At 63.3% G+C, this 14,817-nt stretch carries 13 protein-coding genes; 11 read left to right on the top strand and 2 right to left on the bottom strand.

Translation table 11 applies throughout. The features are described from left to right. The first annotated feature begins 173 nt into the window (after positions 1 to 173). Complete coding sequence (locus AAIL67_RS13280) at positions 174 to 422, top strand: hypothetical protein (protein ID WP_343484209.1); 249 nt, start codon at positions 174 to 176, stop codon at positions 420 to 422. Positions 423 to 488: 66 nt separating this feature from the next. Further along, complete coding sequence (gene gdhA, locus AAIL67_RS13285; protein WP_003064453.1) at positions 489 to 1,835, top strand: NADP-specific glutamate dehydrogenase; 1,347 nt, start codon at positions 489 to 491, stop codon at positions 1,833 to 1,835. 104 nt (positions 1,836 to 1,939) lie between these two features. On the opposite strand, the gene AAIL67_RS13290 is transcribed toward gdhA, so the two are convergent. Next, positions 1,940 to 4,645: an HAD-IC family P-type ATPase gene (locus AAIL67_RS13290; protein WP_343484210.1), complete on the bottom strand. Its 2,706-nt coding sequence runs from the start codon at positions 4,643 to 4,645 to the stop codon at positions 1,940 to 1,942. Positions 4,646 to 5,037: 392 nt separating this feature from the next. Here AAIL67_RS13290 and AAIL67_RS13295 point away from each other — a divergent pair, with 392 nt between their 5' ends. The 3 genes from AAIL67_RS13295 to AAIL67_RS13305 all read left to right on the top strand — a co-directional run bounded on the left by AAIL67_RS13295 (position 5,038) and on the right by AAIL67_RS13305 (position 7,165). After that, the gene (locus AAIL67_RS13295) at positions 5,038 to 6,030 is read left to right on the top strand and encodes a tripartite tricarboxylate transporter substrate binding protein (protein WP_343484211.1); all 993 of its coding nucleotides are present in this window, start codon (positions 5,038 to 5,040) and stop codon (positions 6,028 to 6,030) included. Positions 6,031 to 6,208: 178 nt separating this feature from the next. Next, positions 6,209 to 6,706, top strand: coding sequence for a cupin domain-containing protein (locus AAIL67_RS13300; RefSeq protein ID WP_343484212.1), 498 nt, complete (start codon positions 6,209 to 6,211; stop codon positions 6,704 to 6,706). A 93-nt stretch (positions 6,707 to 6,799) separates the two neighbouring features. Beyond that, positions 6,800 to 7,165: a DUF5329 domain-containing protein gene (locus tag AAIL67_RS13305; protein WP_034378788.1), complete on the top strand. Its 366-nt coding sequence runs from the start codon at positions 6,800 to 6,802 to the stop codon at positions 7,163 to 7,165. 16 nt (positions 7,166 to 7,181) lie between these two features. Here the strand turns inward: AAIL67_RS13305 and AAIL67_RS13310 are convergent, their stop codons facing one another. Next, on the bottom strand, positions 7,182 to 8,057 hold the full coding sequence (locus AAIL67_RS13310; protein ID WP_012837335.1) for a hypothetical protein: 876 nt from the start codon (positions 8,055 to 8,057) through the stop codon (positions 7,182 to 7,184). A 182-nt stretch (positions 8,058 to 8,239) separates the two neighbouring features. Between AAIL67_RS13310 and AAIL67_RS13315 the strand changes: the two genes are divergently transcribed. The 6 genes from AAIL67_RS13315 to AAIL67_RS13340 all read left to right on the top strand — a co-directional run bounded on the left by AAIL67_RS13315 (position 8,240) and on the right by AAIL67_RS13340 (position 14,798). After that, positions 8,240 to 9,103: an alpha/beta fold hydrolase gene (locus tag AAIL67_RS13315; RefSeq protein ID WP_343484255.1), complete on the top strand. Its 864-nt coding sequence runs from the start codon at positions 8,240 to 8,242 to the stop codon at positions 9,101 to 9,103. A gap of 158 nt (positions 9,104 to 9,261) precedes the next feature. Further along, positions 9,262 to 10,437 (top strand): multidrug effflux MFS transporter, encoded by a 1,176-nt coding sequence (locus tag AAIL67_RS13320; protein ID WP_034378782.1) that lies wholly within the window; start codon positions 9,262 to 9,264, stop codon positions 10,435 to 10,437. 116 nt (positions 10,438 to 10,553) lie between these two features. After that, positions 10,554 to 11,552, top strand: coding sequence for a tripartite tricarboxylate transporter substrate-binding protein (locus AAIL67_RS13325; protein ID WP_343484213.1), 999 nt, complete (start codon positions 10,554 to 10,556; stop codon positions 11,550 to 11,552). A gap of 16 nt (positions 11,553 to 11,568) precedes the next feature. Beyond that, a complete protein-coding gene (locus AAIL67_RS13330; protein ID WP_343484214.1) occupies positions 11,569 to 12,891 on the top strand; it encodes a sulfatase-like hydrolase/transferase in 1,323 nt (440 codons plus the stop codon). Positions 12,892 to 13,011: 120 nt separating this feature from the next. Continuing rightward, complete coding sequence (gene miaA, locus AAIL67_RS13335) at positions 13,012 to 14,019, top strand: tRNA (adenosine(37)-N6)-dimethylallyltransferase MiaA (protein WP_343484215.1); 1,008 nt, start codon at positions 13,012 to 13,014, stop codon at positions 14,017 to 14,019. Between the two features lie 38 nt (positions 14,020 to 14,057). After that, positions 14,058 to 14,798 (top strand): ABC transporter ATP-binding protein, encoded by a 741-nt coding sequence (locus AAIL67_RS13340; protein ID WP_343484216.1) that lies wholly within the window; start codon positions 14,058 to 14,060, stop codon positions 14,796 to 14,798. The last annotated feature ends 19 nt before the right edge of the window (positions 14,799 to 14,817 follow it).

Here is a 14,817-nt window from a genome sequence, read left to right on the forward strand (position 1 = left end):
GGGCCGGCAAGCCAATTGAAATAAATTTTTCCTTATTAAAAAATATGAAATTTAAATTTCAAATCCAGATTTACCCAGGCCCTGAGGCCAGCTGCGCAGTCCACCTGCTGAGTCGTGCGGCCTGGTTCATGAAAATCAGTTTTCACGATTGCAGATTTCGTGCCTGAAATCACATGCACCACTATGGTGCTAGCACAGATAAGACAGGGCGAGCGCATGAAGCCGGCCGTCACGAAACGAAAACACTTGTGCAACAGGCAGCAAAAATGTTTTTACGACACCGGGATGAAAAATCCTTTACTTCAACTGCACCATCCAAGTGCCTGAAAACTAAGAATAAATACGGCAGCAATGTTCCAAATTTGGGCATTGGCGCACCAGAATTGCGCTCTCATGCACCGAATCAATGCATGACGGCATAACTTTTTGGCATAATTTTGGTTTCGCGAGTTTCAGCGCATTCCTCTGTCCCTGTCAGAAAGTTCTCTATGAAGTACGAGTCCGTAGGCCAATTCCTGGAAGAAGTGGCACAACGCAACCCCGGTCAGCCCGAATTCCTGCAAGCCGTCACCGAAGTGATGGAAAGCCTGTGGCCCTTCATCGAGAAGAATCCCAAGTACGCCGAGCACGCCTTGCTGGAGCGCCTGGTCGAGCCCGAGCGCATCATCCAGTTCCGCGTGAGCTGGACTGACGACAAGGGCCAGGTGCAGGTGAACCGCGGCTTCCGCATCCAGCACAGCATGGCCATCGGCCCCTTCAAGGGCGGTCTGCGCTTCCACCCCTCGGTCAACCAGTCCGTGCTGAAGTTCCTAGCTTTCGAGCAGACCTTCAAGAACGCTCTGACCACTCTGCCCATGGGCGGCGGCAAGGGCGGCTCCGACTTCGACCCCAAGGGCAAGAGCCCTGCCGAAGTCATGCGCTTCTGCCAGGCTTTCGTGTCCGAGCTGTTCCGCCACGTGGGTCCCGACACCGATGTGCCGGCAGGCGACATCGGCGTGGGCGGCCGTGAAGTGGGCTACATGGCCGGCATGTACAAGAAGCTGTCGAACACTGCAGCTTCCGTATTCACCGGCAAGGGCCTGTCCTTCGGCGGCTCGCTGATCCGCCCCGAAGCCACCGGCTACGGCACCGTCTACTTCGCCCGTGAAATGCTGGCCACTCGCGGCCAGTCCTTTGAAGGCAAGACCGTGTCCGTGTCCGGTTCGGGCAACGTGGCTCAGTACGCCGTGGAAAAGGCCATGGAGCTGGGCGCCAAGGTCGTGACCGTGTCCGACTCCTCGGGCACCGTGTACGACGCTGCAGGTTTCACCACCGAAAAGCTGGCCATCCTGATGGACGTGAAGAACCACAAGTACGGCCGCGTCAGCGACTACGCCAAGCTGGTTTCCGGCGTGGAATTCCTGGCCGGCAAGAGCCCCTGGTCCATCAAGGTGGACGTGGCCCTGCCTTGCGCCACTCAGAATGAACTGAACGAAGCCGATGCCAAGACCCTGATCGCCAACGGCGTGCTGTGCGTGGCTGAAGGCGCCAACATGCCCTCCACCAACGAAGCCGCCCGCGCCTTCGAAGCTGCCGGTGTGCTGTACGCACCCGGCAAGGCATCCAACGCCGGTGGCGTGGCCACTTCGGGTCTGGAAATGTCGCAAAACTCGGCCCGCCTGTCCTGGCCCGCAGAAGAAGTGGACGCCCGTCTGCTGCAAATCATGCAAAGCATCCACGCTGCTTGCGTGAAGCACGGCAAGCGCGAAGACGGCACTATCAGCTACATCGACGGCGCCAACATCGCCGGCTTTGTGAAGGTGGCCGACGCCATGCTGGCACAAGGCGTGATCTGAGCGTCAGGTGCTCGTCACTCGCAAGAAAGGCCCTTCGGGGCCTTTTTTCATGCCCTCGGCCAGGCGGTGAAACGACGGCTTGAATGCCTTGCGTGCACAGCGCTCTAGGCCCGCACGCCCAGTCTCATCCAGCGCACCAAGAGCTTCTCGACCTCCAGCAACAGCAGCAGGGCAACACCCAGCCCTATCGCCAGCAGTCCGGCCGCAAGGTCGACAGGACGGCTGTCGAACAGTGCCTGCATGGGCGGGGTGTAGGTGAACAGCAGTTGCACCAGGGTGACGCCGGCCACGCCCAGCAGCACCGCCGGGGTGCCCAGGACGCCGCGCAGGCTCAGCGAGGTTCCCTGCGTGAAGCGCACGCTGAACAGATAGAAGATCTCCATGATCACCAGCGCATTGACCACGATGGTGCGAGCCAGTTCGACCGAGTCGCCGCGGCGCAGCGACCACTCGAACATGCCGAAGCAGCCCAGCGCGAACAGCACCGAGACCAGGGCGACGCGCCACAGCAGATAGGGCTGCAGCAACTGCTCGTCCGGCGAGCGCGGCTTGCGCCGCATCAGCGTGGGCTCGGGCGGCTCGAAGGCCAGCGTCAGGCCCAGGGCCACGGCGGTGACCAGATTGACCCAGAGAATCTGCACCGGAGTGACGGGCAGGGACAGGCCCAGCAAAATCGCCGCGACGATGACAATGGCCTGACCGCCGTTGGTCGGCAAGGTCCAGGCAATGACCTTGCGCAGGTTTTCGTAGACGGTGCGCCCTTCCTTGACGGCGGCGACGATGGTGGCGAAGTTGTCGTCGGCCAGCACCATGCCTGCGGCCTCCTTGGCGGCAGCCGTGCCGGTGATGCCCATGGCCACACCGATGTCGGCACGCTTGAGTGCCGGTGCGTCGTTGACGCCGTCACCAGTCATGGCGATGACGCTGCGATCTGCCTGCAGGGCCTGCACCAGGCGCAGCTTGTGTTCCGGACTGGTACGTGCGAATACCGTGGAGGCTCTGGCCACATCGATCAGTTGGGCATCGTTGAGCCCGTCCAGCTCATGGCCTGAAGTGACTCGGATGGTGTCGGCCAGCGCCAGCTCCCTGGCGATGGCGGCAGCGGTGGCAGCATGGTCGCCGGTGATCATCTTCACGGCAATTCCGGCGCTGCGGCATTCGCGCACGGCCTCCTTTGCCGATTCTCGCGGCGGATCTATCATGCCCAACACGCCAAGCAGGGTCAGGTCCTTGACGTCGGCCATGTCCACCCTGTCCTTGGCATCCTCGGGCGCGAAGCTGGCCAGACCCAGCACACGATAGCCTTTGGCCGCCAGGGCATCGACCTGCTCCAGCCAATAGGCTGCATCCAGCGCCTGCAGGCCTTCAGCGCCCTGCTGGTCGCGGCACATGGCAAGAACCTGCTCCGGAGCCCCTTTGACGAAAACCACGGCTGGAGCATCAACTGGGCGGTGCAGAGTGGCCATGTAGCGGTGGACGGCATCAAAGGGAACTTCGTCGAGTCGGCGCCAGTCCTGACGCAGGCGCTCCACATCCAGACCGGCGCGCGTGGCCAGGGTCACCAGCGCGCCTTCCATGGGATCGCCTTCGACTGTCCAGGCCGTACCTTCGGCATGCCTTACATGGGCGTCGTTGCAAAGTGCCGCGCCCGTGGCGAAGTGCAGCAGCTGCGGATGCAGCGCAGGCTCGATCTCCTCGCCCGCCAGGGTGAAACGCCCCTGGGGCGCATAGCCCTCGCCTTCTATGTCGAAGCGGGAACCGGGCAGCACCACGGCGCGCACGCTCATTTCGTTGCGTGTCAATGTACCGGTCTTGTCGGAGCAGATGACCGAGACGGCGCCCAGTGTTTCAACCGCCGGCAGACTGCGCACGATGGCATAGCGTGCGGCCATGCGCTGCACGCCAATGGCCAGCGCAATCGTCATGACCACGGGCAGGCCTTCGGGGATGGCCGATACGGCAATGCCAACCACAGCGATAAAGGCGTCGGCTGTGTCGTAGTCGCGCACCCACAGCGCAAAGCAGAACATCAACGCGGACAGGCTCAGTATGGTGACGGTGAGCTGGCGCGCGAAACGGTCCATCAGCCGCGTCAGCGGGGTGGCCAGTGTCTGCACCGAACCCAGCATGGTGCTGATCTGGCCCAGCTCGGTACGCGGGCCTGTGGCTACCACCACACCCAGGCCTTGCCCCGCGGCAACCAGGGTGCCGGAGTAGGCCATGGAAAAGCGGTCGCCGAGAGCGGCATCGACAACCACCGGATCGGCCGACTTGTCGACGGCCACCGATTCCCCGGTCAGCATGGCCTCGTCCAGCTTCAGGCTGCTGGCGCGCAGCAGCCGCACATCGGCCGGGACGCGATCGCCAGCCTCGAGCAGCACGCAGTCGCCGGCGACAAGTTCTTCTGCAGGCACCGCCATGCGCAAGCCCTCGCGCAGCACATTGGCGCGACTGGAAACCATGGCCTTCACGGCGTCCAGTGCCTTCTCGGCACGGCCTTCCTGCACGAATCCGAAGACCGCATTGATCAGCACCACCGCGAGGATGACCCCCGTATCGACCCAATGCTGCAGCAAGGCGGTGACCACAGCCGAGCCCAGCAGCACATAGATCAGCAGATTGTTGAACTGCGACAGAAAGCGCGCCAGCATGCTGCGCGAAGCGGCAGCAGGCAGGGCATTGGGCCCTTGCTGCTGCAAGCGCTCGCGGGCCTCTCCAGAGCTCAGCCCGGCGGCAGTCGATTGCAATTGAGTGAGTACGGTATCGGTAGCCAACGCGTGCCAGGCGGCAACGCGGTTCTGTTCCTGCATCTGAGACTCCCTGACGATTCAACTGAAACGCTTGTGAGCCGGATCTGTGCCCGGTTGGCTGGCTGCCGCGGAGAACGCGCCGTTGCATGGTATGCGCTGGGCAGGCCTTGCCACTGACTATAAGCAGGAATATCGATCATTGATTGACTGCAACGGGCTGATTGCCCCCGCCAGCCAACACTGCAGCGAAATCGGACTTTCAAGCTCGGCAGTGCGTCCTGCAGTTGGTTCAGCCAGCTCTACCGGCGCGAGGCACCGGCTAAAAATCAGTTGAACCACTGGTTTTCATGGATTCCTCCCCACATGAAATCTCATGACAATCAATTAAATTTTGTTGAGCAATTCAACACCAATTACTGAATCAACCTTCGCCACAAATAATTGTGGAACTTATGAATCCAGACCGCGCCACTCTTTCCCGCCGACTTTGCATCGCCTGTGCCATGACCAGCCTGTTCGCAGGCGCGGTGCAGGCACAGGATGCCTATCCCAGCAAGCCCATCCGCATCGTGATTGGCTATGCTCCGGGCGGCTCTGTCGACATGGTCGGCCGCGTGGTCGGGGACATACTGGCCAGGCAGTTGAACGCCACCGTCGTGGTCGAGAACGTGCCGGGCGCCGCAGGCGTGGTGGGAGCGCAGCGCGTGGTATCGGCCAAGCCCGACGGCTACACCTTGCTGGCAGGCTCCAGCAACGAAATGGCGGGCACCAAGTTTGTGAATGCCGCGCAGAAGTACGATCCGGCTGTAGATCTGACCCCGGTGAGCCTGACCGCCCAGGCCCCCAATCTGTGGGTGGCCGGTGCGCATGTTCCTGTCAAAACCGTGGATGACTTCGTCAGACTGGCCAAAGCCAACCCCGGCAAATACAGCTACGGCAGCCCCGGCATTGGCTCGACACCGCATTTTTCGGGAGAGCTGATCAAGAAGACCGCAGGTGTCTACCTCGTGCACATCCCCTATAGGGGCTCTCCCGCCATGACCAGCGATCTGGGTGGCGGCAACCTGGACTTCGCCATCCTCTCGCCAACCGCTGCAGCACCGCTGGCGCAGTCTGGAAAGATCAGGATTCTGGGCGCCACCACCGCCACCCGCATCGCCACGCTCAAGGAGGTGCCGGCGCTGGCAGAACACCCCGCGCTCAAGGGCTATGCCTTGAGCGGCTGGTTTGCTTTGGCTGCCCCCAAGGGTCTGCCTCCGGAAGTGCTGGCCAAGCTGCAAAAAGCGATACAGACAGGTCTCGCCGATCCGGCCATCCGCCAGAAGCTGGAAGCAGCTGGAACCCCGCCAGCCAAGGGCAATGAAAGCCTTGCCCAGGTGATGCGCACTGACATGGATAAATACGCCGAGCTGGCGAAGTTCGCAAGGATCACGGGCGACAACTAAAGCGGCGGCCTGCAGCACCCTATGCTCTCCTGCCCGCAGGGTCTTGCATCACCGTGCCCGGGTTTGTTTTCGGCAACCCTGCGACTAGGGCAGCCCCCATGGCATGCCCGCGCTCCTTCCCGGTAAAAGTGACAGGTTTCACCACTTGTCTCCGTCAAAAACCTTGGAGGGTAATTTCATGTCCTTGACTCACCGCGCCAGCTTTTCGACCCTGCTTTGCAGCAGCGCCTTCATGCTGTTCAGCCAGAGCGCCCTGGCCCAGGCTGCTGCACCCCAGGCGGGTATGCCCCAGGCGGGTATGCCCCAGGCGGGTATGCCCCAGCCGGGTATGCCCCAGCCGGGTGCGGCTCAGACCGGAGGCCTGTCCCGGACCATGGTCGGCAAGGCCGATGTTTCGGTACCGGGCCGCGAAGCCGTGGTGGCCAAGGTGGAAGTCGCCCCAGGCTCACGCGCGGGCCGCCATACCCACCCCGGCGACGAGATCAGCTATATCAGCGAGGGTGAGGTCGATCTGCTGATCGACGGCCAGTCGCCGCGCACGCTCAAGGCCGGCGAAACCTTTGTCGTTCCCGCTGGTGTGATTCATGACGCACACAATGCCAGCAATGGCACGGTCAAGCTGATTGGCGTGTATGTCGTGGAGAAGGGCAAGCCTCTGGCCACGCCGGCCCCTTGAGCACCGCACAGCTTCGACCGACCAACACAAGGCCGCAGTCCATCGCTGCGGCCTTTGTTTTTGCTCGACTCTTCTTCTGTAGGATCAACCCACATGAAGCACACCATTACCGCCCTGCTGCTGGGTGCCGCCTGCAGCTTGAGTCTTGCCGCATCGCCCACGCCGGCCGCGACTCAGGAGATCGAGTACCTGATCGGCCACCTCAAAGCCTCGGGTTGCGAGTTCCAGCGCAATGGCAGCTGGCATGACAGCGCCAAGGCCGCCGAGCATCTGCGCGGCAAATATGACTATCTGCTCAAAAAGGGCTGGGTGGCAACGGCCGAGGACTTCATTGCCCGCGCAGGCACGGAGAGCAGCATCAGCCACAAGCCCTACCAGGTGCGCTGCAGCGGCAAGGAGGCCGAAGCCAGCGCCAGCTGGCTGCAGGCCGAGCTCAAGCGCTACCGCAACCGCCAGTAGCGCTCAGCAACCCGCATCAGCCTGCGCGCTTGACGGCCGCATCGCACCAGCGCTGCGCCACCTGGGGCGAGGTGCTGCAGACGGCATCGTGCGTGACCGTGGTCACGGCGCGCTCCAGCAACTGGATATCGGCTTCGTGCTGACGTGCCACATGCGGGTCTTCGAAGAAGATGGCGCGGTGGCAGCGCTTTTCCAGCACCAGATCGGCAATCTGCGCATCACCGCCCAGCGGACCGCTGTTGTAGCGGTCCACCCAGGGCTTGTCGGCAGGCCAGCCCTTGCTCCAGGCCATTTCGTTGAGTTTCTGACCCGTGGTGCCCGTGCCCACGCGGCGGCGGTAGCGGCTGAGCAACTCGAAGTTGTGTGCTGCAAAGTCCAGCATGGTGGGCTTCATGGCATCGTGGGCAATCAGCGCCAGCGTCTGGTTTTCATAGTCGTGAAAGCGGTCGGCATTACGGTCACGTGCCAGGCCGGCGTGAATGCGCTCCATCTCTATCCAGTCGCGCGTGGAGGCGACGGTGGAAAGAAAAGGCTTGCCGTGGATCACGCACTGGCGCTTCAGGGCCAGGGCTTCGGGGAAGATGGACGACGGATCCACCGGGTCCATCAGGTAGATAGCGCCGTCGAGAGTGCGCTCGTCACCCTCCATGCCCACCACCTCGGCCACCAGCCTCATGAGCCCGCCCTCGCGGCCATAGGGGTAGCGCACCAGGCCTTTGTAGCCCTGAAGCATGCTGGCCGCCGTGATGGCGTCATAGGTGCGGCCCACGGTATGAAAGCCCAGCTTGAGCTCGCGAATTCCGGCCTCGCAGGCGCGCAGCAGGGCAAACAGCGCGGCGTCCTCGGTTTGGTGGTGGAGTTTGTTGGCGGCAAGACCCAGGCAGATCGACATAGTGAACTAATCCTTCAAACAGGCTTCAAACGCTCGCAAACTCTGCGTAACCAGCTATGCATTTGCGGCTTGAAACACCCGCAAGAATATCGCCAATTCATGCACTCCAGATGACTGGGGCAGGTCAGACAGCCATACTTGCACAGCACTTGACAGCCGCCATCTTCCGTCGCTCTTCTTCCATGCCCAAGACCTCACGCTTCTGGAGCCCTCGCCGCATCGCGGCTGCACTCGGTCTGGCCTTGCTGCTGGTGCTCGCGAGCTGGGGCATGCGCGAACTCGATGCCAGGCAGCGGGTCTGGATTTTTCAGCCCAGCGACCGCAGCTGGCCCGGAGCCAACACGACCGGCATGCAGGAGCGATGGATAGACTTTCGCAGCCGCGACGGCAGCGCCGCCAGGCTGCATGCCCTCTGGATGCCATCCAGCGATGCACGCGCTCCCCTGCTGCTGTTTCTGCATGGAGCGCGCTGGAATGTGACGGGCTCCTCGCCACGCATACGGCGCCTGCAGGCCATGGGCTTTTCGGTGCTGGCCGTGGACTACCGCGGCTTTGGCAAGAGCAGCCCGGCCCTGCCCTCGCAGGCCTCGGCCGCCGAGGATGCCCGTGCCGCCTGGGACTGGCTGGGCCGGCAGGCCTCAGGCAGGCCGCGCTATATCTTCGGCCACTCGCTGGGCGGCGCCGTTGCCATCGATCTGGCCAGCTCCGTCAAGGATGAAAGCGGGGTGCTGGTCGAGTCCACCTTCACCAGCATTCCCGATGTGTTCGACTCCATGCGCTGGGGCTGGCTGCCCGTGAACTGGTTGATCACGCAGCGTTTCAACTCGGTCGACACCGTGGCGGACATCGGCTCGCCGCTGCTGGTCGTGCACGGCACGGCCGACCCGCTGATTCCGGCCCGGCTGGGCCAGCAGCTGTTCGATGCGGCGCGCGAGCCCAAGCGCCTGATCCTGGTCGAGGGCGCCAGCCACCACAACACCCAGGCCAAGGCACTGGCGCAATACCGCCAGGCACTGCATGAGCTGTTCGGCCTGAATCCGCGCTGAGCGACATCGCCACATACTGTCTCGTCAGCATACGGATCAATGGGCAGGTTCTGATAGTCTGTCTGGCTATGTCTGCGCCGCCTGCCCTGAACTCAAAGCAAAATCCCGCTCAATCCATTGATGAGCAAGCGAAGAGTGCTCCTGAATCTGCAGCCCTCGTGATTCTCACACTGGGGCTGCTGCTGGGTCTGCAACCGCTGGCAACCGATCTCTATCTGCCCGCCCTGCCTCAGCTGCAGCAAGGCTTTGGCGCCCATGTCTCGCAGGCCCAGCTGACACTGACCGGCTTTTTGCTGGCCTTTGGCTGCTCGCAGATTTTCTGGGGCCCGCTGTCGGACCGGCTGGGCCGCCGCCCGGTCTTGCTGCTGGGCATCAGCGGCTATGTGATCGCCGCTCTGGGCTGCGCCAGCGCCCAGAGCATGGAGGCCTTGATTGCCTGGCGCAGCCTGCAAGGCGCAGCCCTGGGCGCCGGTGTGATGTGCGCGCGTGCCGTGGTTCGCGATCTCTACGCACCGCATATGGGCGCGCAAGTCATGTCCAAGGCGCTGACAGGCCTGGGCGTGCTGGCCTTTCTGGCCCCCATCAGTGGCAGCTTGCTCGTGGGCTGGCTGGGCTGGCGCTCCACCATGCTGGCCCAGGCCTTCATGGGCTGCCTGGCCTGGCTGCTGGTGGTGCTGCGCTTCAGGGAGTCGATTCCCCAGCGCAACCCGCAGGCGCTGCAAGCGGGCAATCTGCTGCGCACCTGGTTGCGCATTGTGCGCAACCCCATGTTCCAGGCCTACAACCTGCTGACCTGCTTCAGCTATGCAGGCCTGTTCACCAATCTGGCGGCCTCTTCGTTCACCTACATCAACGTGCTGCATATGGAGCGCACGCAATACGGGCTGATGCTGGGCGGCAACGCGCTGTGCTATATCGCCGGCACCTTCGCCTGCCGCCGTCTGCTGCGCAGCATGAGCGTGCAGCGCACCGTGGCCGTGGCGGGGGTGCTGTCGCTGACGGCAGGCTCCATCATGGGCCTGGCGGCCCTGGGCGATCTGCGCAGCATCTGGGCCTATGCCCTGCCCTTCTGTCTCTACCAGATCGCCCACGGCATTCACATGCCCTGCGGACAAAGCAATGCCATCGCACCCTTCCCCCAGGCAGCGGGCACGGCCTCGGCGATCAACGGCCTGGTGATGATGCTGATGGCTTTTGCCATGGGGCACTGGCTGGGACTGAATCTGGATGCGGATTCCACCATGCCGCTGGCTTTCGGCATCTGGTTCTGGTCGGCTTGCACTGCCATCACGGCATGGACGCTGGTACAGCGTTTTGGCATCAGCAAATCATGATTTGAAATAAGATGTTTGTGTTATTTAAAAACCAGTTTTTATTATTTTTCTTTTTATAGAGATTTTTTGAGAATGCCTGGACTGGCCAACGCGCCGCACTTTTGTGATCTCCAGCCATGCATTCCCGCCGCTCCTTTCTGCAGCAATCGCTGCTTGCCGCCAGCTCCGCTGGTTTCTCCCTCAGCTCTCTGGCCAAGGCCGCCGAGATATCCGCCGTTCCTCAGTCCAGCCGCATTCTGGTGGGCTTTGGCGCAGGTGGCGGCATCGATCTGCTGGCACGCGTGCTGGCCGAAAACATCGCCGCACAGCTGGGCAGGAGCCACTACGTGGTGGTGGACAACAAGCCCGGCGCCAACGGCCAGATTGCCGCACAGACTCTGCTCAACGCCCCCAGCGACGGCAGCACCTATCTGATCGCACCGCTGATCACCCCGGTGCTCTCGCAGATCGTCTACAAAAAGCCCGGCTACGACCCTGCACGCGACTTCTCTCCGGTGGGTCTGCTCGCGCATTTCCAGTTCGGCCTGGCCGTCCCCGCCAGGCATCCGGCGCGCAATATTCAGGAATATGTGGCCTGGCTCAAGGCCAACCCTGAAAAAGCCAACTTCGGCAGCCCTGCCGTGGGCAGCCTGCCGCATTTCTTCGGTCTGCTGCTGGGCGAAGCGGCCGGCGTCAACATCGTGCATGTGCCCTACAAGGGCGGTCCGGCCATGATGACGGATCTGATCAGCGGCCAGTTGGCCTCCGCCATCCAGACCACCAGCGAGCTCGCTCCGCTGCACAAGGAAGGCAAGGTGCGCATTCTGGGCACCTTCGGCAGCCAGCGCGGTCGCGAGCTGCCCGATGTACCGACCTTTGCCGAAGCCGGCTACCCCAAGGCCACAGGCAGCGGCTGGTACAGCCTGTGGGCACGCAAAGGCACTTCGCCCGAAGCCATTGCCGCCGTCAACCGCGCCGTCAACCACGCGCTGCAGGATCCCAAGCTGCAGCCCAAATGGGCGGAGCTGTCCCTGCAGCCTGACCCGCGCACGCCGCAGGCACTGGAGCAGTTGCGCGTGGCCGAAGTCGCCAAATGGCGTCCCGTGATTGCCAATTCCGGCTTTGCCATCGAATAAGCAGAACGACCTACTCATGACCGCACCGAATATCGTTTTCATCCTGGCCGACGATCTGGGCTGGGCCGACCTGGGCGTCTATGGAGCCACCGATTTCAAGACCCCGCATCTGGACCACCTCGCCGCCCAGGGCGTGCGCTTCAATCAGGCCTATGCCAACTCGGCCGTCTGCTCGGCCACACGCATTGCGCTGATCACCGGGCGCTATCAGTACCGGCTCCAGGCCGGGCTCGAAGAGCCGCTGGCACGCCATGGTGCGCAACTCGGCCTGCCGGCCGATCACCCCACGCTGCCGTCGCTGCTCAAGCAAGCGGGCTACGACACGGCGCTGATAGGCAAATGGCATCTGGGCAAGCCACCCGCCTACGGCCCGCAGCGCAGCGGCTACGACTATTTCTTCGGCAATCACAGCGGTGCCATTGACTACTTCACGCACAAACCCGGCGTGGGCGAGCAGTTCAGCCCCGACCTCTGGCAAGGCAACGAGCCCGTGGAGCGCACGGGCTACTACACCTATATCCTGGGGGATGAGGCCACACGCTATGTCCATGAGCGCAAGGGCCAGGACAAGCCCTTTTTCCTGTCGCTGCACTTCACGGCACCGCACTGGCCCTGGGAAGGGCCTGACGACGAGCATGTCGCGCACAGCATCAAGGACCTGTTCCACTACGACGGCGGCAGTCTCAAGAAATATGGAGAAATCGTCGAGGCCCTGGACAAGGCCGTGGGCCAGGTGCTGCAGGCGCTCGATGACACCGGCCAGGCCGACAACACCATCGTCATCTTCACCAGCGACAACGGCGGCGAACGCTTTTCCAAGACCTGGCCTTTCACGGGCCAGAAAACCGAGCTGCTGGAAGGCGGCATCCGCGTGCCCACATTGCTGCGCTGGAGCGCCCGCATCCAGCCCCAGGTCCAGGAGCAGGTCACAGCCAGCTTCGACTGGTTGCCCACGCTGCTGGCCGCTGCAGGTGCCAGGCCACACCCCGACTTCCCCAGCGACGGCCAGAACATCCTGCCCATCCTGGAGGGCCATGCAGCCAATACCGAGCGCAGCCTGTTCTGGCGCTACAAATCACAGACCCAGCGTGCCGTGCGCCAGGGGCCCTGGAAATACCTCAAGATCAACGACAACGAGTTCTTGTTCAATGTGGAGGAGGACGCCCGCGAGCGCGCCAATCTCAAGGAGCATCAGCCAGCAATCTTTGCCGGCCTGCGCAGGCAATGGGAGGAATGGAACGAGCAATTGCTGCCCATCACGGCCGAAATCTACAGCCACGGCCTCTCGCCCGATATTCAGGCCGATCGCTATGTGCCGGCACGGCTGAGCCGGGGCTAGGCAGGGCACTAAGCCCCGCCGCTGCCGCCAGGCGGCAGCCTGCGTTATCCTTCACAACCAGCAAGAACCAATGACCGGCGGTCATTGGTTCTTGTGCTTTGACCTGTACGGATTTCGCCCATGACTGCTGCCCACGCCCTGCCCTGTATCGCCATTGCCGGCCCCACTGCCTCGGGCAAGACTGCGGCAGCGCTGGCATTGGCCGAGCGGCTGGCACAGCGCGGGCAGAAGGCCGAGATCATCAGCGTGGATTCGGCCCTGGTCTACAAGGACATGGACATAGGCACGGCCAAGCCCACGGCGGCAGAGCTGGCCGCCGTCCCGCACCACCTCATCGACATCATCGATCCGCTGCAGGCCTATAGCGCGGCCGAGTTCGTGCGGGACACGCAGACGCTGGTGGACGCCATCCGCGCCCGCCAGGCCATACCTCTGCTGGTGGGCGGCACCATGCTGTATTTCAAGGCGCTGATGGACGGGCTGGACGATATGCCCGCAGCCAACCCCGAAGTACGCGCCATGCTGGACGCGCAGGCCGCCGAGCTGGGCTGGCCAGCCATGCATGCAAGACTGGCCCAGGTGGACCCCGTCACCGCAGCACGCCTGGCCCCCGGCGACAGCCAGCGCATCCAGCGCGCACTCGAGGTCTGGCATGTCTCGGGCAAACCGCTTTCAAGCTTTCACACGACCAGGAAAAAGACGGGCCCAGCCGAACAGATGGGACTTGCAACGCTTTTTTCGCTGGAGCCTGCAGAGCGAGCCTGGCTGCATCAGCGCATTGCGCTGCGCTTTGATCTCATGCTGGAGCAAGGCTTCCTCGACGAAGTGCGCAGCCTGCGCGCACGCGGCGATCTCCATCTGGACCTGCCCTCGATGCGCTGCGTGGGCTATCGCCAGGCCTGGGAAGTGCTGGACGCGCTGGAGGCCGATCCCGGCAAGCCGCTGGACATGGCGGGCCTGCGCGAGCGCGGCATCGCCGCCACACGCCAGTTGGCCAAGCGCCAGATCACCTGGCTACGCTCCATGCCCCAGCGCCATGCCATTGCCTGCGATGCACCCGGCGCCCAGCAGCAATTGCTGGATGCCGCCATGGCTGCCATTGACGCGGCGCAGCAAGACGCCAGCTAAGCACCACGACCGCAGCCGCCCATCGTTAAGATCGCTGCATGGCTGCAACCGACTCACCCTACGCCCATCCGCTGCTGCAGGTCAGCGACCTTGCCAAACGCTATGGCGAGGGCGAGGGCGAGGCCCAGGCCACGGTCTTCGCGCAGGTGAGCTGCGAGATCGCCGCCGGCGAGTTTGTCGCCATCGTCGGCAACTCCGGCGTGGGCAAGTCCACCTTTCTCAACTGCCTGGCCGGGCTGGACAGCTGGCAGCAAGGCCGGGTTCTGCACAACGGCACGGATCTTTCCATGCTCGATGAAGCCCGGCGCGCCATCTGGCGGCGCGCGCATCTGGGCTTTGTGTTCCAGGCCTTTCATGTCCTGCCCCATCTCGATGTGGCGCAGAACATTGCCCTGCCGCTGATGCTGCTCGGGCGCATGGACGTGCAGGGGCAGCAGCGCGTGCAGCAGGTGCTGCAAGCCGTGGGACTCGCGGGTCTGGGCCAGCGCCTGCCTCAGCAGCTCAGCGGCGGCCAGTTGCAGCGCGTGGCCATAGCACGTGCCCTGGTGCATTCGCCGCCTCTGCTGCTGGCCGATGAGCCCACGGGCAATCTGGACCCATCCACAGCCCAGCAGATCATGGATTTGCTGCTGCAGCAAACCCGCGACAACGGCACGGCGCTGGTGCTCGTCACCCATTCCGCAGAAGCGGCCAGACGCGCCGACCGCGTGCTGCGGCTGACGGCAGGCGGCATGCAGGCCGAGCTCTCGGTGTCGCAGCAAACATCGCTAGGCCTGTGACTGCACGCCCCCCGCTTCT

Source organism: Comamonas sp. A7-5 (assembly GCF_039581385.1).
GTDB lineage: Bacteria > Pseudomonadota > Gammaproteobacteria > Burkholderiales > Burkholderiaceae_C > Comamonas > Comamonas thiooxydans.

Bases quoted from the DNA above. Each gene is read 5' to 3' on its own strand.
- AAIL67_RS13295 (WP_343484211.1), top strand. From the start codon at position 5,038: ATGAATCCAGACCGCGCCACTCTTTCCCGCCGACTTTGCATCGCCTGT.
- AAIL67_RS13325 (WP_343484213.1), top strand. From the start codon at position 10,554: ATGCATTCCCGCCGCTCCTTTCTGCAGCAATCGCTGCTTGCCGCCAGC.
- AAIL67_RS13280 (WP_343484209.1), top strand. From the start codon at position 174: ATGCACCACTATGGTGCTAGCACAGATAAGACAGGGCGAGCGCATGAA.
- AAIL67_RS13315 (WP_343484255.1), top strand. From the start codon at position 8,240: ATGCCCAAGACCTCACGCTTCTGGAGCCCTCGCCGCATCGCGGCTGCA.
- AAIL67_RS13290 (WP_343484210.1), bottom strand. From the start codon at position 4,645: ATGCAGGAACAGAACCGCGTTGCCGCCTGGCACGCGTTGGCTACCGAT.
- AAIL67_RS13340 (WP_343484216.1), top strand. From the start codon at position 14,058: ATGGCTGCAACCGACTCACCCTACGCCCATCCGCTGCTGCAGGTCAGC.
- AAIL67_RS13305 (WP_034378788.1), top strand. From the start codon at position 6,800: ATGAAGCACACCATTACCGCCCTGCTGCTGGGTGCCGCCTGCAGCTTG.
- AAIL67_RS13330 (WP_343484214.1), top strand. From the start codon at position 11,569: ATGACCGCACCGAATATCGTTTTCATCCTGGCCGACGATCTGGGCTGG.
- AAIL67_RS13300 (WP_343484212.1), top strand. From the start codon at position 6,209: ATGTCCTTGACTCACCGCGCCAGCTTTTCGACCCTGCTTTGCAGCAGC.
- gdhA (WP_003064453.1), top strand. From the start codon at position 489: ATGAAGTACGAGTCCGTAGGCCAATTCCTGGAAGAAGTGGCACAACGC.
- miaA (WP_343484215.1), top strand. From the start codon at position 13,012: ATGACTGCTGCCCACGCCCTGCCCTGTATCGCCATTGCCGGCCCCACT.
- AAIL67_RS13310 (WP_012837335.1), bottom strand. From the start codon at position 8,057: ATGTCGATCTGCCTGGGTCTTGCCGCCAACAAACTCCACCACCAAACC.